A 17,500-nucleotide genomic window follows, 5' to 3' on the forward strand; every position below is an offset into this window, starting at 1 on the left:
GAGAGATTTGGGATGAAGAAGAGAGTTGTAAAGGCGACTTTGGTATCGGCAATGTTATTTAGCGTGGTTTTGGGGCAGGGAGTGGTTGCAAAAGCGGAAACGGTTACATCTGTAGTTACGGCTAAGCCAACAGCGACCGTGAAACCTACAGCAACGCCGGCGCCTATTTTGAGGGATAACCTGTTTAAATTTGGTCTAAAAAAAGAAATGGATCTTCCAGTAACAATCAGTGCTGGAGGATTAACGTACACGTTAGAGAAGCTGATGTTTTACGATGTAAAGTCTAAAGAAGCACAATCTCTAATGAAGATGTATGGTTATTCAGATCGAATTTATAAAACACCTACGAAATATATGGTATGGACTAAACTTACCATTGAAAATAAGGGCAGTAAAATCATTCAATTAAGTGCTAATGATTCGAGTCCAAAATGGCATTTTAAAATAGATGGTTATAATCTTCTTACACCTTCACCTAAAAATAAAATGCAACAATTTAACAATAAGGAAGCATTGTGGAATTGGGTGTTGAAACCAGGTGAGAAGCTATCTAGCTATCAGATGTATGGATATATTAAAGACCCTAAAGAAATTTCTATATATCTTAATGTTGGAGGCAATTTTGAAGAAAAATACATTGTTAAACTTTCAGGGGAGTAGTTTATATGAAGAAAACTTGGATTGTATTGCTTACAGTTATACTTATTTTTCTATATATTCCACAGAACATTAAGGCTGCTAATTCACAAAGTAAAACAGTGGCAATACCTTCAGAAGTTCTTAATGGGTCTGCAAATGCTCAAAAATCTTATTACTTAGATCTTCCAAGTGGAGTATCCAATTCGGCAATTGATGTCTCTTCTCTTAAATATAATGGCTCTAATCAAAAAGTTGCTCTTACAATGGAGAACGGGAAAATAAAGGTTACTTTAAAGGGCGTTGAAGCAAAACAACGAATAGATAATTTACTCGGATATTATGGATCGTTTAAGACCCTTTTTTTTACGAATCCTGGTAATTCTATTTGGCGATATTCAGACGGTGTAAGATGGCAGATAAATGAATGGGACCCATACATTAATGGTCAAAAACATTACGATAAAAATGGACAAGGTAGTGGTACACCTAGAAATGATCCACCTGATATGACGGTGGTAACTCAATCAGCAGTATCACGTTCAGGAATTAAATGGTACGACCAAAACGTGAATTCGGTAATAGATTCATCTCAAATCATAGAATCAACAGTCAAAATAGTTGTGCCTAAAGAAACACTTTCAGAAACATATGTTAATCATAATATTGTAAATGGGAATCAATTTATTATTTATTACAAAACTGACGCAGCTATGCAAAATTATAATCTTGAACAATTAAGTCCGAATTTTGACAAAAGTGGTTATGCATTGGGTAGACGTTATAAAACGGACTTAAGCTACTACTTTACAGGTTCGGCTAATGTGACTACGTATAAGTATAGTGGAAATGTCTCATTTGACTACACCCTCCCAACAGAACCGACCCTTACTGGTACGGTAACTCTAAATAAACCTAATCCCAATCCAACAAAATTGGGAGATAAAGATGAACCCGTACAAATTTCATTAGTGGGGCAGCTGCAAGGTTACAATGATGCTTCGAACATTGACGAGTGGGTGTTCTATGCTAAAGAGAAAGACAGGAACAATACACTCAAAACGAAAAAGGAGTCTGCTAAGACATTTAACGTTAGTACTTTGTTTGACTTTGAGATCAAAAAGTCGAGTGTAACGGGCGAACATTTTACTCAGGAATATGCTTTAAACGTTCTCGTCCGCTTTAAAAAGCCAATCGTCACAAAGAATGGAACCATCACCTCTCTGGAACAGCCTCTACAGATTTCAGCAGGTGTTTATAAAAACAATCCTCAAGTTACTTTTCCTCCCAATCCAACCATTCCAACAGAACCTGAAGGAAAGCCACCTATTGCAAGAATATCAACAGCTAGATACATAAAAGCAGGGTCTGATATGCTCGTTAGTGGAAATGCTTCCTATGATCCGGATGGATATATCACTGACTATGCTTGGAGCACATCTGGAGCCCAGGGAGAAATCGGAAATGTCCCAAGGGGGTATGTATGGTATACCATAGAGCAAGTTGGAGAGACATTTCCTATAGCTCTCACAGTCGTTGACAATGATGGACAAATAGGTAGTACAAGTACAGAAGTTACCGTCATTGAGCCCAAACCAGCAGCAATTATAAATATAGAAGGAATACTTAAACAAAATCGTAAAACGACATTGTTCAATAGAAGCCAGAGTCCAACACGCTTTCCGTTAATACCATCGAAAACACGAGTTACCATCACTGCTGTATCTGGCGGTACGAATGCAGATATTAAATATAGTGGTACATTATCTGAACTTGAAAGCAAAGACATCTTATTAAAAAAACCTGGAAAATATAAGGCTGCGATTTATGTGGAAAATACGCTTGGGTATTCTGATAGTGATGAGATTACTTTTGATATTGTGCCAGATGAAGCGCCGTACAACTATTTTACTCTGCCTGGAGTGGTATATCGAAGTCCTGATTACGGTAATAAAGCGGTGGTTTCATTGGATGATATCTCCTATTCGCCTGATAAAGATGTAGTGGGTCGGAGACTCTGGGAGTATCGCTATGATTCGAATAATGACGGGAGTTTTAGCGGAGAAGCATGGGTGATTTTCAGTAATGAGAACAAAGACCGCTTAAATTTAGAGCTGAGCGAGGTAGGAAAATATGAAGTCCGACTTACTGTGTTTGAAGAGTTTGGTCAACCAACCATTGATGAGTTTGTGACAGAAGCTGATCGGAAATCTACAAATTCAGATGGACAAAAGTTAAGCTCACGGATTGTAGAAGTGAAAAATCGAGCGCCAGAAGTTGATTTGTCCTGGTAGGAGAGGTGCTTAAATGAAGAAAACAAAAGAAATACTTTCACTAGTAATTATAATCTCTATCCTATTCGGAGTTTTTCCTAGTCAGGGAGTGTATCTTCAGACAGCAGAGGCTGCGACGGGTGATCCTAATTTCATCACTTATAAAGATATAAATATACCCGCTGACGGTTCGTATACTGATGCCGGTTGGCAATATGGTACTCTTAGTGGGACAATAAATAACCAAAAGCTAACGAATATTAAATTTAATCGTACCACTAAGCAACTTACATTTGACCTTAGTTCGGATGCAACATTGACTTTAGGAGTAAACTTGACTCCTTCACAAAGTGCTCTAGATTTACGTGTCGTTCGAGCAGATCTCTGTGTATCGGCAATTCCAGAGGGAAGACCATTAGATTTACCACTCCACGAATATGGTTGCCCGAGCCACTGGTCTAGTCCAAATACAAATTGGGACCCGTTGTATAAGAGTTGGTTTAAAGGACCGTTTTACCCGAATACATTTGAACATACATTTAATCTAGTGACAGATGTTCCTTACTACAACTATACGGGGACTTTAGGTTACGGTGAGCTTCCAATAGGATTAGTAATTAACTACAGTTTTGGTGCAGGTCAACAGGATTCATTTGGTGGATTTAATCCAGATAAAGGATATGGAGGTCCGTACATTGGTCATAGTTTTCAAAGAGTATTTCCTTTGATACCTAATAGTCCACCTACCATTTCGTTAAATACACCTAATAATCAAGTCCTGCAGAACGAGCCTGGACGAAACACACTTAACATCGAGGGATATGTCCACGATCCAGATAATGATGATCTTATTGTAAGCGCGGAAATACCAAATGTATTTTATAGGAAGACGGTAGTCTCTCAAACGAAAGGATATCAGTATTTCTCTATCCCTGTAGACGCTGTAGCTGATTCGATACCGCCAGGTAATTACACGATGACTGTAAAAGTAGCGGATCCTTCAAATATGTCGGAATCCGTGAATATGACCTTTAAAGTTACAAACAGACTGAAGCGAAACGCTTTTGTTCTCGTTAATAGTCCTATAGAGAATAGCGGCACCACCTATGAAGATTATGAGTGGGATGCTAAGTACACTGATCGAGTGAGATATGATCATGATCCGAATTATTTTGATAACTCAATGGGGATTATAGGGGATTCGGGACTATGGAGGACGAGCCTTTACACTTCATTTCCGTATACCGGACAATATGTAGTGAGTTATCAAGCTAAGGATATACCGAAACAGGATGCTCGCTTTGCTGAATATCAGATGTGGAGTAAAGATGCCGCATCTACGATGAGTTTTAAAGTCCATCGCAAGCCAATCGCGCTTTTTTCAGCCAGGCTTATCAATGGAAATGTTCAATTAATAGATTCGTCCTACGATTTAGATCATATTACAAGTTCTGATAAAGGGATTATGCAGTGGCAATGGCAATATAAAAAGAGTGTTGATGAGATGTGGATCGACGGGCAGCCACCTGGGGGAGTTTTTGAAAAGGACAGTTACGACATCCGTTTAAGAGTCCGTGATGTGGATGGAGATAATGGAATCGGTGTATGGAGTGATTGGTGTCAACGTACTGTGGGGAATGCGTCTGTTAATCTACCACCCGTTGCGTTATTTACCGTTGATCCCAATATCGTTTCCTATCGTAAATCTACGACCATTATAGACAAATCTTTCGATCCAGATAATGATCCATTAGATATATATTACTGGACTGTAATCAAAGACGGATGGAATAAAGTATGGGAACATTGGGGTGGGGCGACAACACCGCCGAATATCGCATCATTCGGTGAAGGCAACTATCAACTCAATCTACAAGTACATGATAATCGTGGTTTGTGGTCGGATTGGTACAGTCAAAATGTACAGGTAGTCAATCATCCACCAGCTGCAGCATTTACAATGCCTAACGAAATTTACCGCGATACGATTATCACGATGGATAATTTAACACCAGATCCGGATGAAGATGGAGATGTTTTATCTTATGCCTGGAATGCAAAGTTTAATGACTCTCCTTACTACTGGGCGGGAAACAACCGTTATCAATCTATGACCATTCGGGATCTTATTAATCGTAACGGTATCTCACATAAAAAGGCCATTTCTGATGGCTGGGAAATGCAGCTTCAAGCTTCTGATGGAAGGTTAAGCTCTTATGCGACCCGTACATTTATGGTTAAGAATCATGTTCCTGTTGCTAAGATTAATGGACCTTCATCCGTAAATCAGTATGATACAAAACAATTTACATCAGGGGATATCGATGAGGATATATCAGATCAAGGTTCTTTAGAATACTACTGGAAAGTAACGAACAGTACTGGTGAAGTGAAATCATATCTTACTCGCGATATTATGCTTACCTTCTCAGATCCAGGGGTATATACGCTAGAACATTGGGCAATCGATCAGATAGGAGATAAGTCGAATATCGCTGGATTGCAAGTCCAAGTGAAAGAAAACTTGGCACCTACTATGACTTTAACTAGCCCTACAGGTACAGCAACAAACCCATCTGTGATTGATTCGGAACAAGGCGATCCATTAATTAAATGGACTTACGCAGATCCGGAAAATGATTCACAAGAGAAATACAGGTTAGAGTTCTTTACAAAGGATGGTCTATTGGTCTCCACGATAGAAAATCCGGATCCTACTGGACTGCTCAGACAATATCAAATCCCAAATAATACATTTGAACGGTTTGAATACTTTACAGTGCAAGGTCGAGCATACTCCAAATTTTCATGGTCAGATGTATCAAATGAAAAAACATTCATCATCGATAACGCACCTAAGCCGGGATTCACTCTGATCACAGATACTGGTAAAGATTCGACTAAGGTACCGATCTACCGGACGGACGTTCTGAATATTAAGAGTACCGCAACTGATCCAGACGAACCAAAAGGAGATACATTAAGCCATAAGTATTTCATAAAACAATCAAGTGGAACAGAAGCCCTAGCAAGTACTCAAAAGGACTTCACGAAGCAGTTTAGTAGTAATGGTGTATTCACCTTTAGACAGCTTGTAACCGATTCTCTGGGGCTGTACCGTGAAATTTCACATAGTGTAACAGTCGTGAATAGAATTCCAACAGTTAATATTACGTATCCAACCAGTACGGACTCGTCAAAACCAACGATCGCAAGTACACTCACACCGATCATTAAATGGGATTATCAAGATGAGGACGGAGACCTGCAGCAACGTTATAAGGTGCGAATTATTAACTTGGCCACCGGTGCAATCAAGGTACAATCTGGTGAGCAAGTATCAAGCGCTAAGCAATGGCAGATTCCAGCCGGTTCTCTGATTGAAAACGAGAAGTATGCTGTAGAGGTTGAAGTTTTTGATGGGTTCAGCTGGAGTAATGTTTCTGCGCGTAAATACTTCATGGTGAATCTATTAAGTATAAAAGGTGGAGTGAAGCATACCGAAGAGTGGAATAATAACCGCAAAGGTTATAACTTGAAAAAGAGCGGCAATGAGGAGAGTCCAAGAGGATACAACGTTTTTTGGGCAGGAGAACGTTTTGTTCTGCAAGGTACAGCAACAGGTCTCCCGGATACTGTGCAAGTAACCATGAACGGAGGGTTCACTACGCAGCTCAGCCCGACTAACGACGATAAAACCTTCTGGACAGGTGAAATGTATGATAGCTCTTTTGAAAAGCTACTAGATGGCCCTGTTACTTTTACCTTTACGGCTCAGAATGCGTACAACACCAAAACGGATACAGTTACCGTTGTTATATCATCGGATTGGTCGGAGTATTTCCAGAGTCATCGAATTAAGTAGAGTAGGAGCCTATATCACCCCATCTTTTTTGCGTGACTTCACAGGATCATGTTAATGTTGAAGCATTGTATCAAACATTATAGGGGTAGGAGATATGATTCGAGAGTTAACACCAGCGGAAATGAAATCAATCTTGAATTCGATGAATAGGGAACAGCATTTTTTATACTATTCATATCTAACAGCTCGTAAGCATAATTCGGTACACTATGGACATTTTACTGACCAGGGGGAGCTGCTGGGCGTATTGGCCTTTTTAAGGGGGCTCCCATTCTATGCTTTTTCCGTATTCCCTGTGGAGAAGTCATTTTGTCTCCGGTCCGTGCTTTCATTTATGAAAGCACAACTGAATTTACCTGACAATGCTGTCGGTAATGTAATCGTGAATGAAGAAGTTATGCCTGTACTCGCTTCACAGCTTGAGCTTGTTAAGTCTCCCAAAAAGCTGCTTTTAATGAAGCATATTCATCAAGAAGCGTTGCCGCCGGTGGATACAAGCGTTTTACATTTGGGTTCCCCTTATTTTGAACTCATTGAGTCGAAGATGGCCGATTTAGATACAATGGCTTTTTCAAAAGAAGAATTACAGTATTCGTTCTATGGTGTGATGGAACAACGAGAGCTGATTGCGGTAGGTGGATACCATATTTATAGCGAGGATTACGTTGAATTGGGGAACATTGGAACGGATATAAGATGGAGAAGGCAAGGCTACGGAAAAAAAATCTGTGCCGAGCTCACCCGAGCGGGGAGAAGGGTTACCTCTAACGTGTATTTGAATGTCCTTGAGGAAAATGTAGGAGCAATTTCTTTATATCAATCCATCGGTTATGAGCTCATGTGCAAACAGAACATGGTTGAATTTGTTATTTGATGGTTAATGAAAAAGGACTAAGCGGATTTAAATCCGCTTAGTCCTTTTTCACAAGTATAGAACCTTTTATACGACCCCTTCAGTCCGGTCTTCATTCATTCGCATCATTCGTGAGGCAACCGAAGTAGTATGTAATGGTAAAGAGGATGGGCGCGCAGATGCTCTCTGAGCTCTACGTAAATAATAGGATAGCTTGCCAGTAAAAATCTTATGTGCACAGAGTGAAAGAGCGAAATCTTCCGGTGTAACGAAGCAGGAAGGCTTATTCACAGGCTGAACTGCAGTTTCTTCAAATAAAGAGGCAACGAAATGGGAACAAAAATAAGCATTTTCTCTATCGATTTTAATATTCAGAAGCACACCGATTAATCCCAAAAGATGGTATTTATAGCGTTCCTGATTTTGCATCATCCCTTGGACGTGATTGTACATCGTATCGTATTCCTCAGCGCTAACACGCAACTGATAGATGGAGCAATTAGCGCTGCTATAAAAAGGGTCGATAAAGTTCTCCTGGATTAGTCCTGCCACGAATGGATTGTGCATTTTTTTTCTTCCGAAGCTGTATACCTCCCGCAGTTCACAGTCAAAGGCGATCGAAGCATGATTCAGATCGGCTTTTGTAAACCACTTAATAAAACCACTAAAGGCCGTACCTGTACCGGTAAGCACAATAAAAATGTCCTTATTCGAACTCATGTTCAAAGTTCCTTTCCACTAGGAAATGTTGGGTAATGAATGAAAATTATGCTTAACTAACTCCATCTTACTGCATATTTGAGCATTATAAAACAAACTTTAGTCGTATTTAAAAACTAGACCATAGACTAGTGCAACTTTGGCTTGTCTGATAGTTCTTGTGTGTATATAAATACGTCGATATTGCAAAACATAAGCTGTTCAAATAAAGAGTTTTTAAAAACAATTGGAATTGCTTCCACACTAATGATACAATAAGAGTCAAAATGACATTCTTGAGATTTCAGAGGAGGAACTATTAAATGAGTGAACAAGAACAAGCGATTCAAAAGGAAGAAAACTCAACTGTAGATAACCTGTCCATTACAACGATTCGTACTTTGGCGATTGACGCCATTGAAAAAGCAAACTCCGGCCACCCAGGTATGCCAATGGGTTCTGCACCAATGGGTTACCAATTGTTTGCAAAAACAATGAAACACAACCCTGATCATCCGATATGGGTAAACCGTGACCGTTTTGTATTGTCTGCAGGACATGGTTCTATGCTTCTGTACAGCTTGTTGCACCTTAGTGGTTATGATCTGCCTATGGAAGAACTGAAAAATTTCCGTCAATGGGGCAGCTTGACTCCGGGTCACCCAGAAGTAGGTCACACCGCTGGTGTTGATGCTACAACCGGTCCACTTGGACAAGGTATTGGTATGGCTGTTGGTATGGCTATGGCTGAAGCTCAATTGGGAGCTACCTACAACAAAGATGAACATAAAGTGATAGACCACTATACTTACGCTATTTGTGGTGATGGTGACCTAATGGAAGGGATCTCTTCCGAGTCCGCTTCACTCGCTGGTCATTTGAAACTGGGCAAATTGGTTGTATTGTATGATTCAAATGATATTTCCCTTGATGGTAAATTGAACCTTTCCTTCTCCGAGAACGTGGCTCAACGTTTTGATGCTTATGGTTGGCAAGTACTGCGCGTTGAAGACGGAAATGATCTTCCGGCTATTGCCAAAGCGATTGCTGAAGCGCAAGCTGAAACTAGCAAACCGACTTTGATCGAAGTGAAAACTGTAATTGGTTATGGTAGCCCTAATAAACAAGGTAAAGGCGGCCATGGCGGTACTCACGGTTCCCCACTTGGAGCTGAAGAAGCTAAGCTGACCAAAGATTTCTACAAATGGGTATACGAAGAAGATTTCTATGTACCTGACGAAGTTCGTGCTCATTTTGCAGAAGTGAAGAAAAACGGAATCGCAGCTAACAAAGCTTGGGATGACAAATTTGCGGCTTACAAAAAAGCATATCCAGAGCTTGCTGCACAATTCGAAACAGTAATCAACGGCGATCTTCCAGAAGGCTGGGATGCTAACCTTCCAACTTACACTACTGAAGATAAAGCAGTATCGACTCGTGTAGCTTCCGGTAGTGCGCTTAACGGTTTGACTGCTGGTGTTCCTCAGCTTGTGGGCGGTTCTGCTGACTTGGAAAGCTCCACAATGACGCATTTGAATGGTTTGACATCGTTCACACCAGAATCTTATGATGGCCGCAACATCTACTTCGGCGTACGTGAGTTTGGTATGGCTGCTGCAATGAACGGTATTGCACTGCACACGGGTCTTAAAGTATTCGGAGGAACATTCTTCGTGTTCACAGACTACCTGCGTCCAGCCATCCGTTTGGCTTCGATCATGAAATTGCCAGTAACCTATGTACTGACACATGACAGTATTGCAGTTGGTGAAGATGGTCCTACGCATGAACCAATCGAACAATTGGCTTCCCTGCGTATCATCCCAGGTCTGACTGTTATTCGTCCGGCTGATGCTAACGAAACTTCTGCAGCATGGGCTTATGCAATGGAAAACAAAGAGAATCCGGTTGCTTTGGTTCTGACTCGTCAAAACTTGCCAATTCTTGCTGGAACAGTTGATGGCGTTCGTGAAAACATCAAACGTGGTGGTTATGTTGTCTCTGATTCCAAGAATGGCACTCCACAAGCACAACTGATCGCTACTGGTTCTGAGGTACAATTGGCTGTTAAAGCACAAGCTGCTTTGGCTGAAGAAGGTATCGATGTTCGTGTAATCAGCTTGCCAAGCTGGGATCTGTTCGAAAAACAAGATAAAGAATACCGTGATTCCGTAATTCTTCCAGGTGTTAAGGCTCGTCTTGCAATCGAAATGGCACAAACCTTTGGCTGGGAACGTTACACTGGTGACCAAGGCGATATCCTCGGCATCACTACTTTCGGCGCTTCCGCACCTGGAGACAGAGTAATGAAAGAATACGGCTTTACTGTCGAGAATGTAGTTAGCCGTGTGAAGGCACTTCTGTAATTAACTGAATAATCATTAGGGGGAGAACAAGTAATGAGTCAGTTTAACAACGCAACGATTGAAAAAGCAGCCAATGTATATTATGGCGGACAAGTAACAAGCCGTACGGTAATTTTGCAGGATGGAACTAAGGTCACACTTGGTATCATGTTGCCTGGTGTATATGAATTTGGTACGGATGGTCCTGAAATTATGGAGATTCTGTCCGGCGATCTTAAAGTGCTGCTTCCCGGCACTGAGGTATGGCAGGAGATTAAGGGAGCGGCAACGTTCAATGTTCCTGGCAACTCTAAATTTGCGTTGGAAGTATTTGAAGTAACTGATTATTGCTGTTCTTACCCGGCTCTATAGGTTTTTGAAAATCATAAAAAACAGCAAAGCGGCGGTTCTCCTGTTATTGGAGAGTCGCTGCTTTTTGTTTTTGGTGGTGATACAGAGTCAGCTGTGTCCGATAGTGATGACTGTGTTTTTGTGCTGCAAAAGTCACTCTAGCATATTTCCTTTAACAAACAAATGCATGTATAGAAAGAACACCTCACACATTTGAATAGTCATGTTTGAGGTGATCGTAAATGTTTCTAACTAGAGTAGGTTTTAGTTTTGAATTTATTTATCGGATACAGTAGAGCCCATTTTTTGTCCGATCCACTCTTCATAGCATTTCACTACAGCGGAGAGATCTTCATCGCCATAGCCTTGGGTAAACCCAGCTTGGAACATGCTTTTGGCTAGTCCCAGCATTGGAGAAGGGACGCCTGTGAAATCGCTGTGGGCGGAGGCTAACTTCAAATCCTTTAACATTAATGCAAGGGAGAACTGATTGCTGAAATCATTTTCTATGATTTTACGGCCTTTAAGCTCTGCTTGTTTGCTACCCGCAGAACCAAGCTGCACTAGTTCAAGGAACTTGTCAGCTGGAACACCTGATTTTACAGCGATAGCGAATCCTTCAGCCAGGGCAACGTTGTGAATGCCGACCATAGCATTATGAGCCAGCTTGGCTACAGCACCACTGCCATTCTCACCCATATGTATCAGCTTTTTGCCCAACGTATCGAAGATATCGCGATGCTGTTCTATGACTTCAGCACTGCCGCCAACCATGAACACCAGGGTTCCTTCAATAGCTGCCGGCTTGCTTCCAGTCACTGGCGCGTCTAGGAAATGTCCACCGCGAGCTTCTACAGCAGTGGCAATTTCGTGAACTAGTCCTGGAGAAATTGTGCTGGAATCAATAATTAAGCCGCCTGGCTTAAGCGCATCTAGAATACCATCCTGACCGTAAAACACTTCACGAACCGAATCATCATTACTGATCATGGTAATAATAACATCCTTACCTTCAGCGGCAGCACGTGGCGTAAGGGCAGTCTGGGCACCTTCTGCTTCAAGAGGTTTACATTTAGCTGTAGTACGGTTGTACACCGTTACCTGAAAGCCGCTACGAAGCAAGTTGGAAGCCATCGGAGCTCCCATTGTTCCAAGTCCGATAAAACCGATTTGTTTCATTTGTATAGCCACCTTCCGTTTTCTTCATTCTATCACGGCACTTAGGCTAGCACCACAGCTCAGCCATGCCTAATGATGCGGGAAACGCTTCCATGAAACTTTCGAAAACTTGGTTCTAAAGCCCGGGATGTGCCCTAAGACCTTGCCAGTCAAGGCAAATTAAAGTATCCTAATTATAAAGTTGTAACAAGCGGTTTCAAATTTAAAGAGATAAACAGGAGGTTTCCATTACCGATGTCTAAGAAGATTAATTTTGACTACACCAAAGCCCTTTCATTCTTCAACCAACAAGAAATTGACAACCTTGCCGCTCCAGTTAAGTTAGCGCACGAACAGTTGCATAATAAAACTGGTGTAGGTTCCGACTATCTTGGATGGATTGATCTTCCATCAGCTTATGATAAGGAAGAATTCGCACGCATTCAGCAAGCCGCAAAGAAGATCCAGAGCGATTCCGAAGTACTGATTGTAATTGGTATTGGTGGTTCTTATCTGGGAGCACGCGCAGCGATTGAAGCGCTCTCGCATTCTTTTTACAATAACCTTTCTAAAGATAAGCGCAAAACTCCAGAAGTTTATTTCGCTGGTAATAACATCAGTTCTACATACATCACGCATTTGCTTGATTTAGTAGAAGGCAAAGACTTCTCCGTGAACGTAATCTCCAAATCAGGAACTACGACTGAGCCAGCCATTGCTTTCCGCATTTTCCGCGCAGCTTTGGAGAAGAAATATGGTAAGGAAGAAGCTCGCAAACGTATTTACGCTACTACAGACAAGGAAAAAGGTGCCCTTAAGGAATTGGCTACTGAAGAAGGCTATGAATCCTTCATCATTCCAGACGATGTAGGCGGACGTTACTCCGTATTGACACCTGTAGGCTTGCTTCCAATTGCTGTTGCAGGTATTAACATTGAAGAGATGATGCAAGGTGCTGCTGCCGCTGCGGATGAGTTCAATAATCCAGATGTAGCTACTAACCAAGCTTATCAATATGCTGCAGTTCGTAATGCTCTGTATCGCAAAGGTAAGACAACTGAAATCCTCGTGAACTATGAGCCTTCCTTACACTTTGTATCGGAGTGGTGGAAACAATTGTTTGGCGAGAGCGAAGGTAAGGATTTCAAAGGAATTTATCCTTCTTCCGTTGATTTCTCTACGGATCTACACTCCATGGGTCAATTTATCCAAGAAGGTAACCGTAATATCTTTGAAACGGTAATCCAAGTAGATCAAGTGGCTCATCATGTGACCATTGAGAACGATCCTGACGATCTGGATGGCTTGAACTTCTTAACAGGAAAGACTATGGATTTCGTAAATAAGAAGGCTTTCCAAGGTACAATGCTTGCGCATACAGATGGTCAAGTACCTAACCTTATCGTTACTATTCCTGATCAAACACCATACACATTTGGTTATTTGGTTTACTTCTTTGAAAAAGCTTGCGGCATCAGCGGTTACCTGCTCGGTGTTAACCCATTCGACCAACCAGGCGTTGAAGCATACAAGAAGAATATGTTTGCGCTACTTGGCAAACCGGGTTACGAAAAAGAAAAGGCAGAGCTGGAAGCAAGACTTACAGAATAGTATTGCAGCAGTATTTTAGAGACCATTCATACTAGTGTAAGTCACCAGGAGCAGTCCATAGGTAATCCAATACCGGGACTGCTCCTGACATTATATGAAGATATCATATGTATATAAGGACTGGAATAATTATGTTAGAACAATATCGAACGGTGCGCTCTTCCGGTTCCAAGGAAGTCGTAATCCGCAAATCTCGCTTCATTGGTTATGTTATGCCAGTTGAGAATGAAGAAGAAGCATTGTTGTTTATCGAAGACATCAAGAAGAAGCATCGGGACGCAACGCATAACTGTTCTGCTTATGTGATTGGGGAGAGAGACGAAATCCAGAGGCAATCGGATGACGGGGAGCCGAGTGGAACAGCCGGCAAACCGATTTTGGAAGTAATTCGCAACCAGGGAGTTAAAAATGTCGCAATTGTTGTTACCCGTTATTTCGGAGGCATTATGCTGGGTGCCGGAGGGCTGATTAGAGCTTATACGGATGGGGCAGTGCTTGCGCTTGAAGCAGGAGAAGTAATCACCCGTGTGCTAAGACGAGAGGTATTCGTAGAAATTGATTACACTTGGTTAGGCAAGGTTGAGAACGAACTTCGGGGAAGAGGTATTCAGACCGGCGAGACTTTGTTCACCGATAAAGTAACGTTGTTATGTTTACCGCGAAATGATGAGGGAGACGCATTTATGGCATGGATAACAGATCTAACCCAAGGGCAAGCCTTGGTAACAGAAGGGCGGCGGATTTACTACAGCGAAGGGGATTAGGTATATGGCAAGGAGAGCAGTGGAGCAGGAGTTGTCGAGGGAAAGAATATTAGAGGCCGCTAGGCATCTGTTTATTACCAAAGGGTATCGAGCGATTTCAATGCGAAGCATCGGTCAGCATTTGGGATATAGCCACGGCTCTCTCTATTATCATTTCAAAGAGAAGGCGGAATTGTTCTACGCCATTGTTGTCGAAGATTTTAATCATGTAGCTACTTTGCTTGGCCAAGTAATGAATAAACCACCTGAAGAAGGTATGACTCGAGTAGAGCAGCTAATCATGGAGTTTATAAGGTTTGGAATAGATCATCCTTATCAGTATGAGATTATGTTCATGATTCGTGATGAAGAGCTGCTGGCTTATTGTAGGGCAGAGCAGGGACGATGTTTTGATTTGTTCTCAAGTATTGTACGCCGTCATATGAAGGAAGAGGGATATGTGTCCGAGGATTGGCAGAACGTGCCGCTAACCTTGTTCCTATCCGCTCACGGATTTATATCTTATTATATCCAAGATAAAGTATCATTTGAGGATGTAAAAGAGGCAGCATCAGCTCATATCAAGGTTTTATGTCGCAGCCTTTAACATGCTGTTTTTTTTATAAGTTCACACTTTAAAGCTGTGCATTGGTATAACGCTACTTCTCTGCTTGATCAAAGTAATATTTAATTCTAGTTATATTTTAATGGCCGCTCCGTAGCAATAACGGAAGCGGCCATTAATTGTTTATCCCTCAATAATTTTTAAGAAACATTGTCTACGTCTAGGTCCATCAAACTCACAAAAATAAATACCTTGCCAACGTCCAAGTAATAGTTCGCCATCATGGATGATTATGCTCTGGGAAGGTCCGGATGTAATAGACTTAAGGTGGGAGGCAGTATTGCCTTCAGCATGTCGATACTTCGGATGCTCCCAAGGGTAGACTTCATCCAAACGCATCAGAACATCATGCCTCACATCAGGATCTGCATTCTCATTGATTGCAATTCCTGCGGTGGTATGTGGACAATAAACTACGATTACCCCGCTACGCACCCCGCTTTTTTTCACAAAAGAAATGACTTCACGAGTAATATCCCGTAATTCATCCCGTTTCGTTGTAGTAATCTCCAGTGTATGCAGCATAATCATTCTCCTTCCTGTGATGTGCCACTTTTTCCTAACCTGTGTTATATATATTTTACCCCAAATTCACTTGAAAGTAATTGACGACAACGAGAAGGATTTGGTAAAGTAGTAATAATATAAAACCAAGTATGTAAATAGGAATAATTAATGGAGATGGTGGTTAGTATACCGACCGGTTATCCGGAGGTGGGAGGGCAAAATCATTGAATTCGCTGCTTAGACACAAAGGTTGGACTTGGGGTTTCCGAACTACAATTTTGCTCTATTTTGTAGTATTGATCGTGCTGCCTATACTTGGGGTCTATTACAACTCTTTTTCACTGGGTTTCGGTAATTTTGTGGAAAGCATAAGTGATCCGATTGCCTGGAAGTCGGTGCTGTTAACCTTAAAGCTGGCGATCATCGCTACTTTAATTAATGTCTTTTTAGGAACAATGATTGCCTGGGTTCTTATTCGTTATCAATTCATTGGTAAAGCATTGCTTAATAGTCTTGTGGATTTACCATTTGCACTGCCGACGGCAGTTGGTGGTTTGATGATTTTGCTCTTGCTCGGACCTGGTAGTCTTATCGGCAAGGCTGCAGAAGCGCTTGGTTTTGAAATTGTTTTTCATCAACCAGCAATCGTAATTGCTATGGTCTTCGTAACCTTTCCTTTCGTGATTCGGGCGGTTCAGCCCTTGCTGGAGGAACTTGATCCTTCCGAAGAGGAAGCGGCATATACAATGGGTGCCAAGGGAACTAGAGTCTTCTGGCATGTTATTCTCCCCTCTATGGCTCCTGGGATGATCAGCGGTGGAATGCTCGCCTTCTCGCGGGCGCTTGCTGAATTCGGCGCTGTAGTCCTCGTAGCAGGCAATATTCCAGGTCGTACACTCGTATCTTCTGTTTTTATTTTTGGTGAAGTTGAAAGTGATAATCCGGTTTCCGCAGCAGCGGTTTCTGTCATTCTCTTGACCTTATCTTTTCTCATTCTTTGGCTCATTACTATGCTGCAGATGCGGGGGAGACGCTCATGAGAAAATTGTGGATCGGACTCACCTACTTGGTGTTTTTTCTGCTAATCGCTGCACCGCTAGGGAAAATGGCTATAGGTGCCTTTAGTGAAGGATTTGGTGGTTTCTGGAATGCTCTGACTAGGCCTGAAGCGCTGCATGCGCTTATGATGACTGGGCTTGTTGTGATAGTAGTTACGTTATTAAATACATTGTTCGGAATTATGATGGCGCTGTATCTTGTCCGGGCGAACTGGATAAATAGACGTCTAAAGGGCTTACTCAACAGTATTGTTGATTTGCCTTATGCTGTGTCCCCTGTCATTGGCGGGCTGATGATTGTCCTGTTGCTGGGACCAGATAGCGCCTTGGGTGCGATTTTTGAAGGGATTGGGCTGAAGATCGTCTATGCGATTCCCGGAATGATCATTGCCACCTTGTTCGTAACCTTTCCTTTAATGGTGCGTGAGGTAATGCCGGTGCTTCAGGAGATTGGTTCACAGCAGGAGGAGGCTGCTTCTACACTGGGCGCTCGTGGCTGGACAATTTTTTGGAAGGTGACTTGGCCTTCAATTCGTTGGGCGGTTGTGTATGGGGTCATCCTTACGGTGGCTCGTTCACTAGGAGAGTTCGGTGCAGTGCTCGTGGTCTCGGGTAACATTATGAACAAAACCCAGACGGCGACGACGCTAGTCTATCAGGATGTTGAGAATTTTAATGTAACGGCTGCAGGAGGAATAGCGCTAGTTCTGGCTGCATTTTCCGCAGGTCTACTGTTGTTGATGGAATGGACCAAGAGAAGAAAGGAAGTGCAGTAA

Annotated in this window: 14 protein-coding genes; 11 read left to right on the forward strand and 3 right to left on the reverse strand. The window is 42.0% G+C overall.

Features of this window, described 5'->3' with window-relative positions; translation table 11 throughout:
* Window positions 1-12: 12 nt before the first annotated feature.
* From L1028_RS04110 to L1028_RS04125, 4 genes are all read left to right on the forward strand, one after another.
* Window positions 13-660, forward strand: a complete 648-nt coding sequence (locus tag L1028_RS04110; RefSeq protein ID WP_234531585.1) for a hypothetical protein — start codon at window positions 13-15, stop codon at window positions 658-660.
* Between the two features lie 5 nt (window positions 661-665).
* Entirely contained in the window at window positions 666-2,930 is a 2,265-nt protein-coding gene (locus L1028_RS04115) for a PKD domain-containing protein (protein ID WP_234531586.1), read from the forward strand.
* Window positions 2,931-2,943: 13 nt separating this feature from the next.
* Window positions 2,944-6,774, forward strand: coding sequence for a hypothetical protein (locus L1028_RS04120; RefSeq protein ID WP_234531587.1), 3,831 nt, complete (start codon window positions 2,944-2,946; stop codon window positions 6,772-6,774).
* A gap of 94 nt (window positions 6,775-6,868) precedes the next feature.
* Window positions 6,869-7,648, forward strand: a complete 780-nt coding sequence (locus tag L1028_RS04125) for a GNAT family N-acetyltransferase (RefSeq protein ID WP_234531588.1) — start codon at window positions 6,869-6,871, stop codon at window positions 7,646-7,648.
* Between the two features lie 66 nt (window positions 7,649-7,714).
* On the opposite strand, the gene L1028_RS04130 is transcribed toward L1028_RS04125, so the two are convergent.
* Complete coding sequence (locus tag L1028_RS04130; RefSeq protein WP_234531589.1) at window positions 7,715-8,347, reverse strand: hypothetical protein; 633 nt, start codon at window positions 8,345-8,347, stop codon at window positions 7,715-7,717.
* Between the two features lie 302 nt (window positions 8,348-8,649).
* Here L1028_RS04130 and tkt point away from each other — a divergent pair, with 302 nt between their 5' ends.
* Window positions 8,650-10,692, forward strand: a complete 2,043-nt coding sequence (gene tkt / locus L1028_RS04135) for a transketolase (protein WP_234531590.1) — start codon at window positions 8,650-8,652, stop codon at window positions 10,690-10,692.
* 33 nt (window positions 10,693-10,725) lie between these two features.
* Complete coding sequence (gene ppnP, locus L1028_RS04140) at window positions 10,726-11,043, forward strand: pyrimidine/purine nucleoside phosphorylase (RefSeq protein WP_234531591.1); 318 nt, start codon at window positions 10,726-10,728, stop codon at window positions 11,041-11,043.
* 255 nt (window positions 11,044-11,298) lie between these two features.
* Here ppnP and L1028_RS04145 read toward each other — a convergent pair whose 3' ends face one another.
* Entirely contained in the window at window positions 11,299-12,201 is a 903-nt protein-coding gene (locus L1028_RS04145) for an NAD(P)-dependent oxidoreductase (RefSeq protein ID WP_234531592.1), read from the reverse strand.
* 234 nt (window positions 12,202-12,435) lie between these two features.
* Here L1028_RS04145 and L1028_RS04150 point away from each other — a divergent pair, with 234 nt between their 5' ends.
* The 3 genes from L1028_RS04150 (at window position 12,436) to L1028_RS04160 (ending at window position 15,141) form a co-directional block, all read left to right on the forward strand.
* Entirely contained in the window at window positions 12,436-13,791 is a 1,356-nt protein-coding gene (locus tag L1028_RS04150; protein ID WP_234531593.1) for a glucose-6-phosphate isomerase, read from the forward strand.
* Window positions 13,792-13,922: 131 nt separating this feature from the next.
* Complete coding sequence (locus L1028_RS04155; protein ID WP_234531595.1) at window positions 13,923-14,555, forward strand: YigZ family protein; 633 nt, start codon at window positions 13,923-13,925, stop codon at window positions 14,553-14,555.
* A 4-nt stretch (window positions 14,556-14,559) separates the two neighbouring features.
* Entirely contained in the window at window positions 14,560-15,141 is a 582-nt protein-coding gene (locus L1028_RS04160) for a TetR/AcrR family transcriptional regulator (RefSeq protein ID WP_076284085.1), read from the forward strand.
* Between the two features lie 141 nt (window positions 15,142-15,282).
* On the opposite strand, the gene L1028_RS04165 is transcribed toward L1028_RS04160, so the two are convergent.
* Window positions 15,283-15,684, reverse strand: a complete 402-nt coding sequence (locus L1028_RS04165) for a secondary thiamine-phosphate synthase enzyme YjbQ (RefSeq protein ID WP_042185590.1) — start codon at window positions 15,682-15,684, stop codon at window positions 15,283-15,285.
* Window positions 15,685-15,890: 206 nt separating this feature from the next.
* Here L1028_RS04165 and cysT point away from each other — a divergent pair, with 206 nt between their 5' ends.
* Both cysT and L1028_RS04175 read left to right on the forward strand, forming a co-directional pair.
* Complete coding sequence (cysT, locus tag L1028_RS04170; RefSeq protein WP_234531597.1) at window positions 15,891-16,706, forward strand: sulfate ABC transporter permease subunit CysT; 816 nt, start codon at window positions 15,891-15,893, stop codon at window positions 16,704-16,706.
* Window positions 16,703-17,500, forward strand: coding sequence for a sulfate ABC transporter permease subunit (locus tag L1028_RS04175; RefSeq protein WP_042124938.1), 798 nt, complete (start codon window positions 16,703-16,705; stop codon window positions 17,498-17,500). The genes cysT and L1028_RS04175 overlap by 4 nt, the downstream gene beginning before the upstream one ends.

It is taken from the genome of Paenibacillus pseudetheri (genome assembly GCF_924513355.1).
Taxonomy (GTDB): Bacteria; Bacillota; Bacilli; order Paenibacillales; family Paenibacillaceae; genus Paenibacillus_AQ; species Paenibacillus_AQ pseudetheri.

Coding starts and splice junctions, on each gene's coding strand:
- tkt (WP_234531590.1), top strand. CDS start 8,650: ATGAGTGAACAAGAACAAGCGATTCAAAAGGAAGAAAACTCAACTGTA.
- L1028_RS04110 (WP_234531585.1), top strand. CDS start 13: ATGAAGAAGAGAGTTGTAAAGGCGACTTTGGTATCGGCAATGTTATTT.
- L1028_RS04175 (WP_042124938.1), top strand. CDS start 16,703: ATGAGAAAATTGTGGATCGGACTCACCTACTTGGTGTTTTTTCTGCTA.
- L1028_RS04130 (WP_234531589.1), bottom strand. CDS start 8,347: ATGAGTTCGAATAAGGACATTTTTATTGTGCTTACCGGTACAGGTACG.
- L1028_RS04155 (WP_234531595.1), top strand. CDS start 13,923: ATGTTAGAACAATATCGAACGGTGCGCTCTTCCGGTTCCAAGGAAGTC.
- L1028_RS04145 (WP_234531592.1), bottom strand. CDS start 12,201: ATGAAACAAATCGGTTTTATCGGACTTGGAACAATGGGAGCTCCGATG.
- L1028_RS04160 (WP_076284085.1), top strand. CDS start 14,560: ATGGCAAGGAGAGCAGTGGAGCAGGAGTTGTCGAGGGAAAGAATATTA.
- ppnP (WP_234531591.1), top strand. CDS start 10,726: ATGAGTCAGTTTAACAACGCAACGATTGAAAAAGCAGCCAATGTATAT.
- L1028_RS04125 (WP_234531588.1), top strand. CDS start 6,869: ATGATTCGAGAGTTAACACCAGCGGAAATGAAATCAATCTTGAATTCG.
- L1028_RS04150 (WP_234531593.1), top strand. CDS start 12,436: ATGTCTAAGAAGATTAATTTTGACTACACCAAAGCCCTTTCATTCTTC.
- L1028_RS04165 (WP_042185590.1), bottom strand. CDS start 15,684: ATGCTGCATACACTGGAGATTACTACAACGAAACGGGATGAATTACGG.
- L1028_RS04120 (WP_234531587.1), top strand. CDS start 2,944: ATGAAGAAAACAAAAGAAATACTTTCACTAGTAATTATAATCTCTATC.
- L1028_RS04115 (WP_234531586.1), top strand. CDS start 666: ATGAAGAAAACTTGGATTGTATTGCTTACAGTTATACTTATTTTTCTA.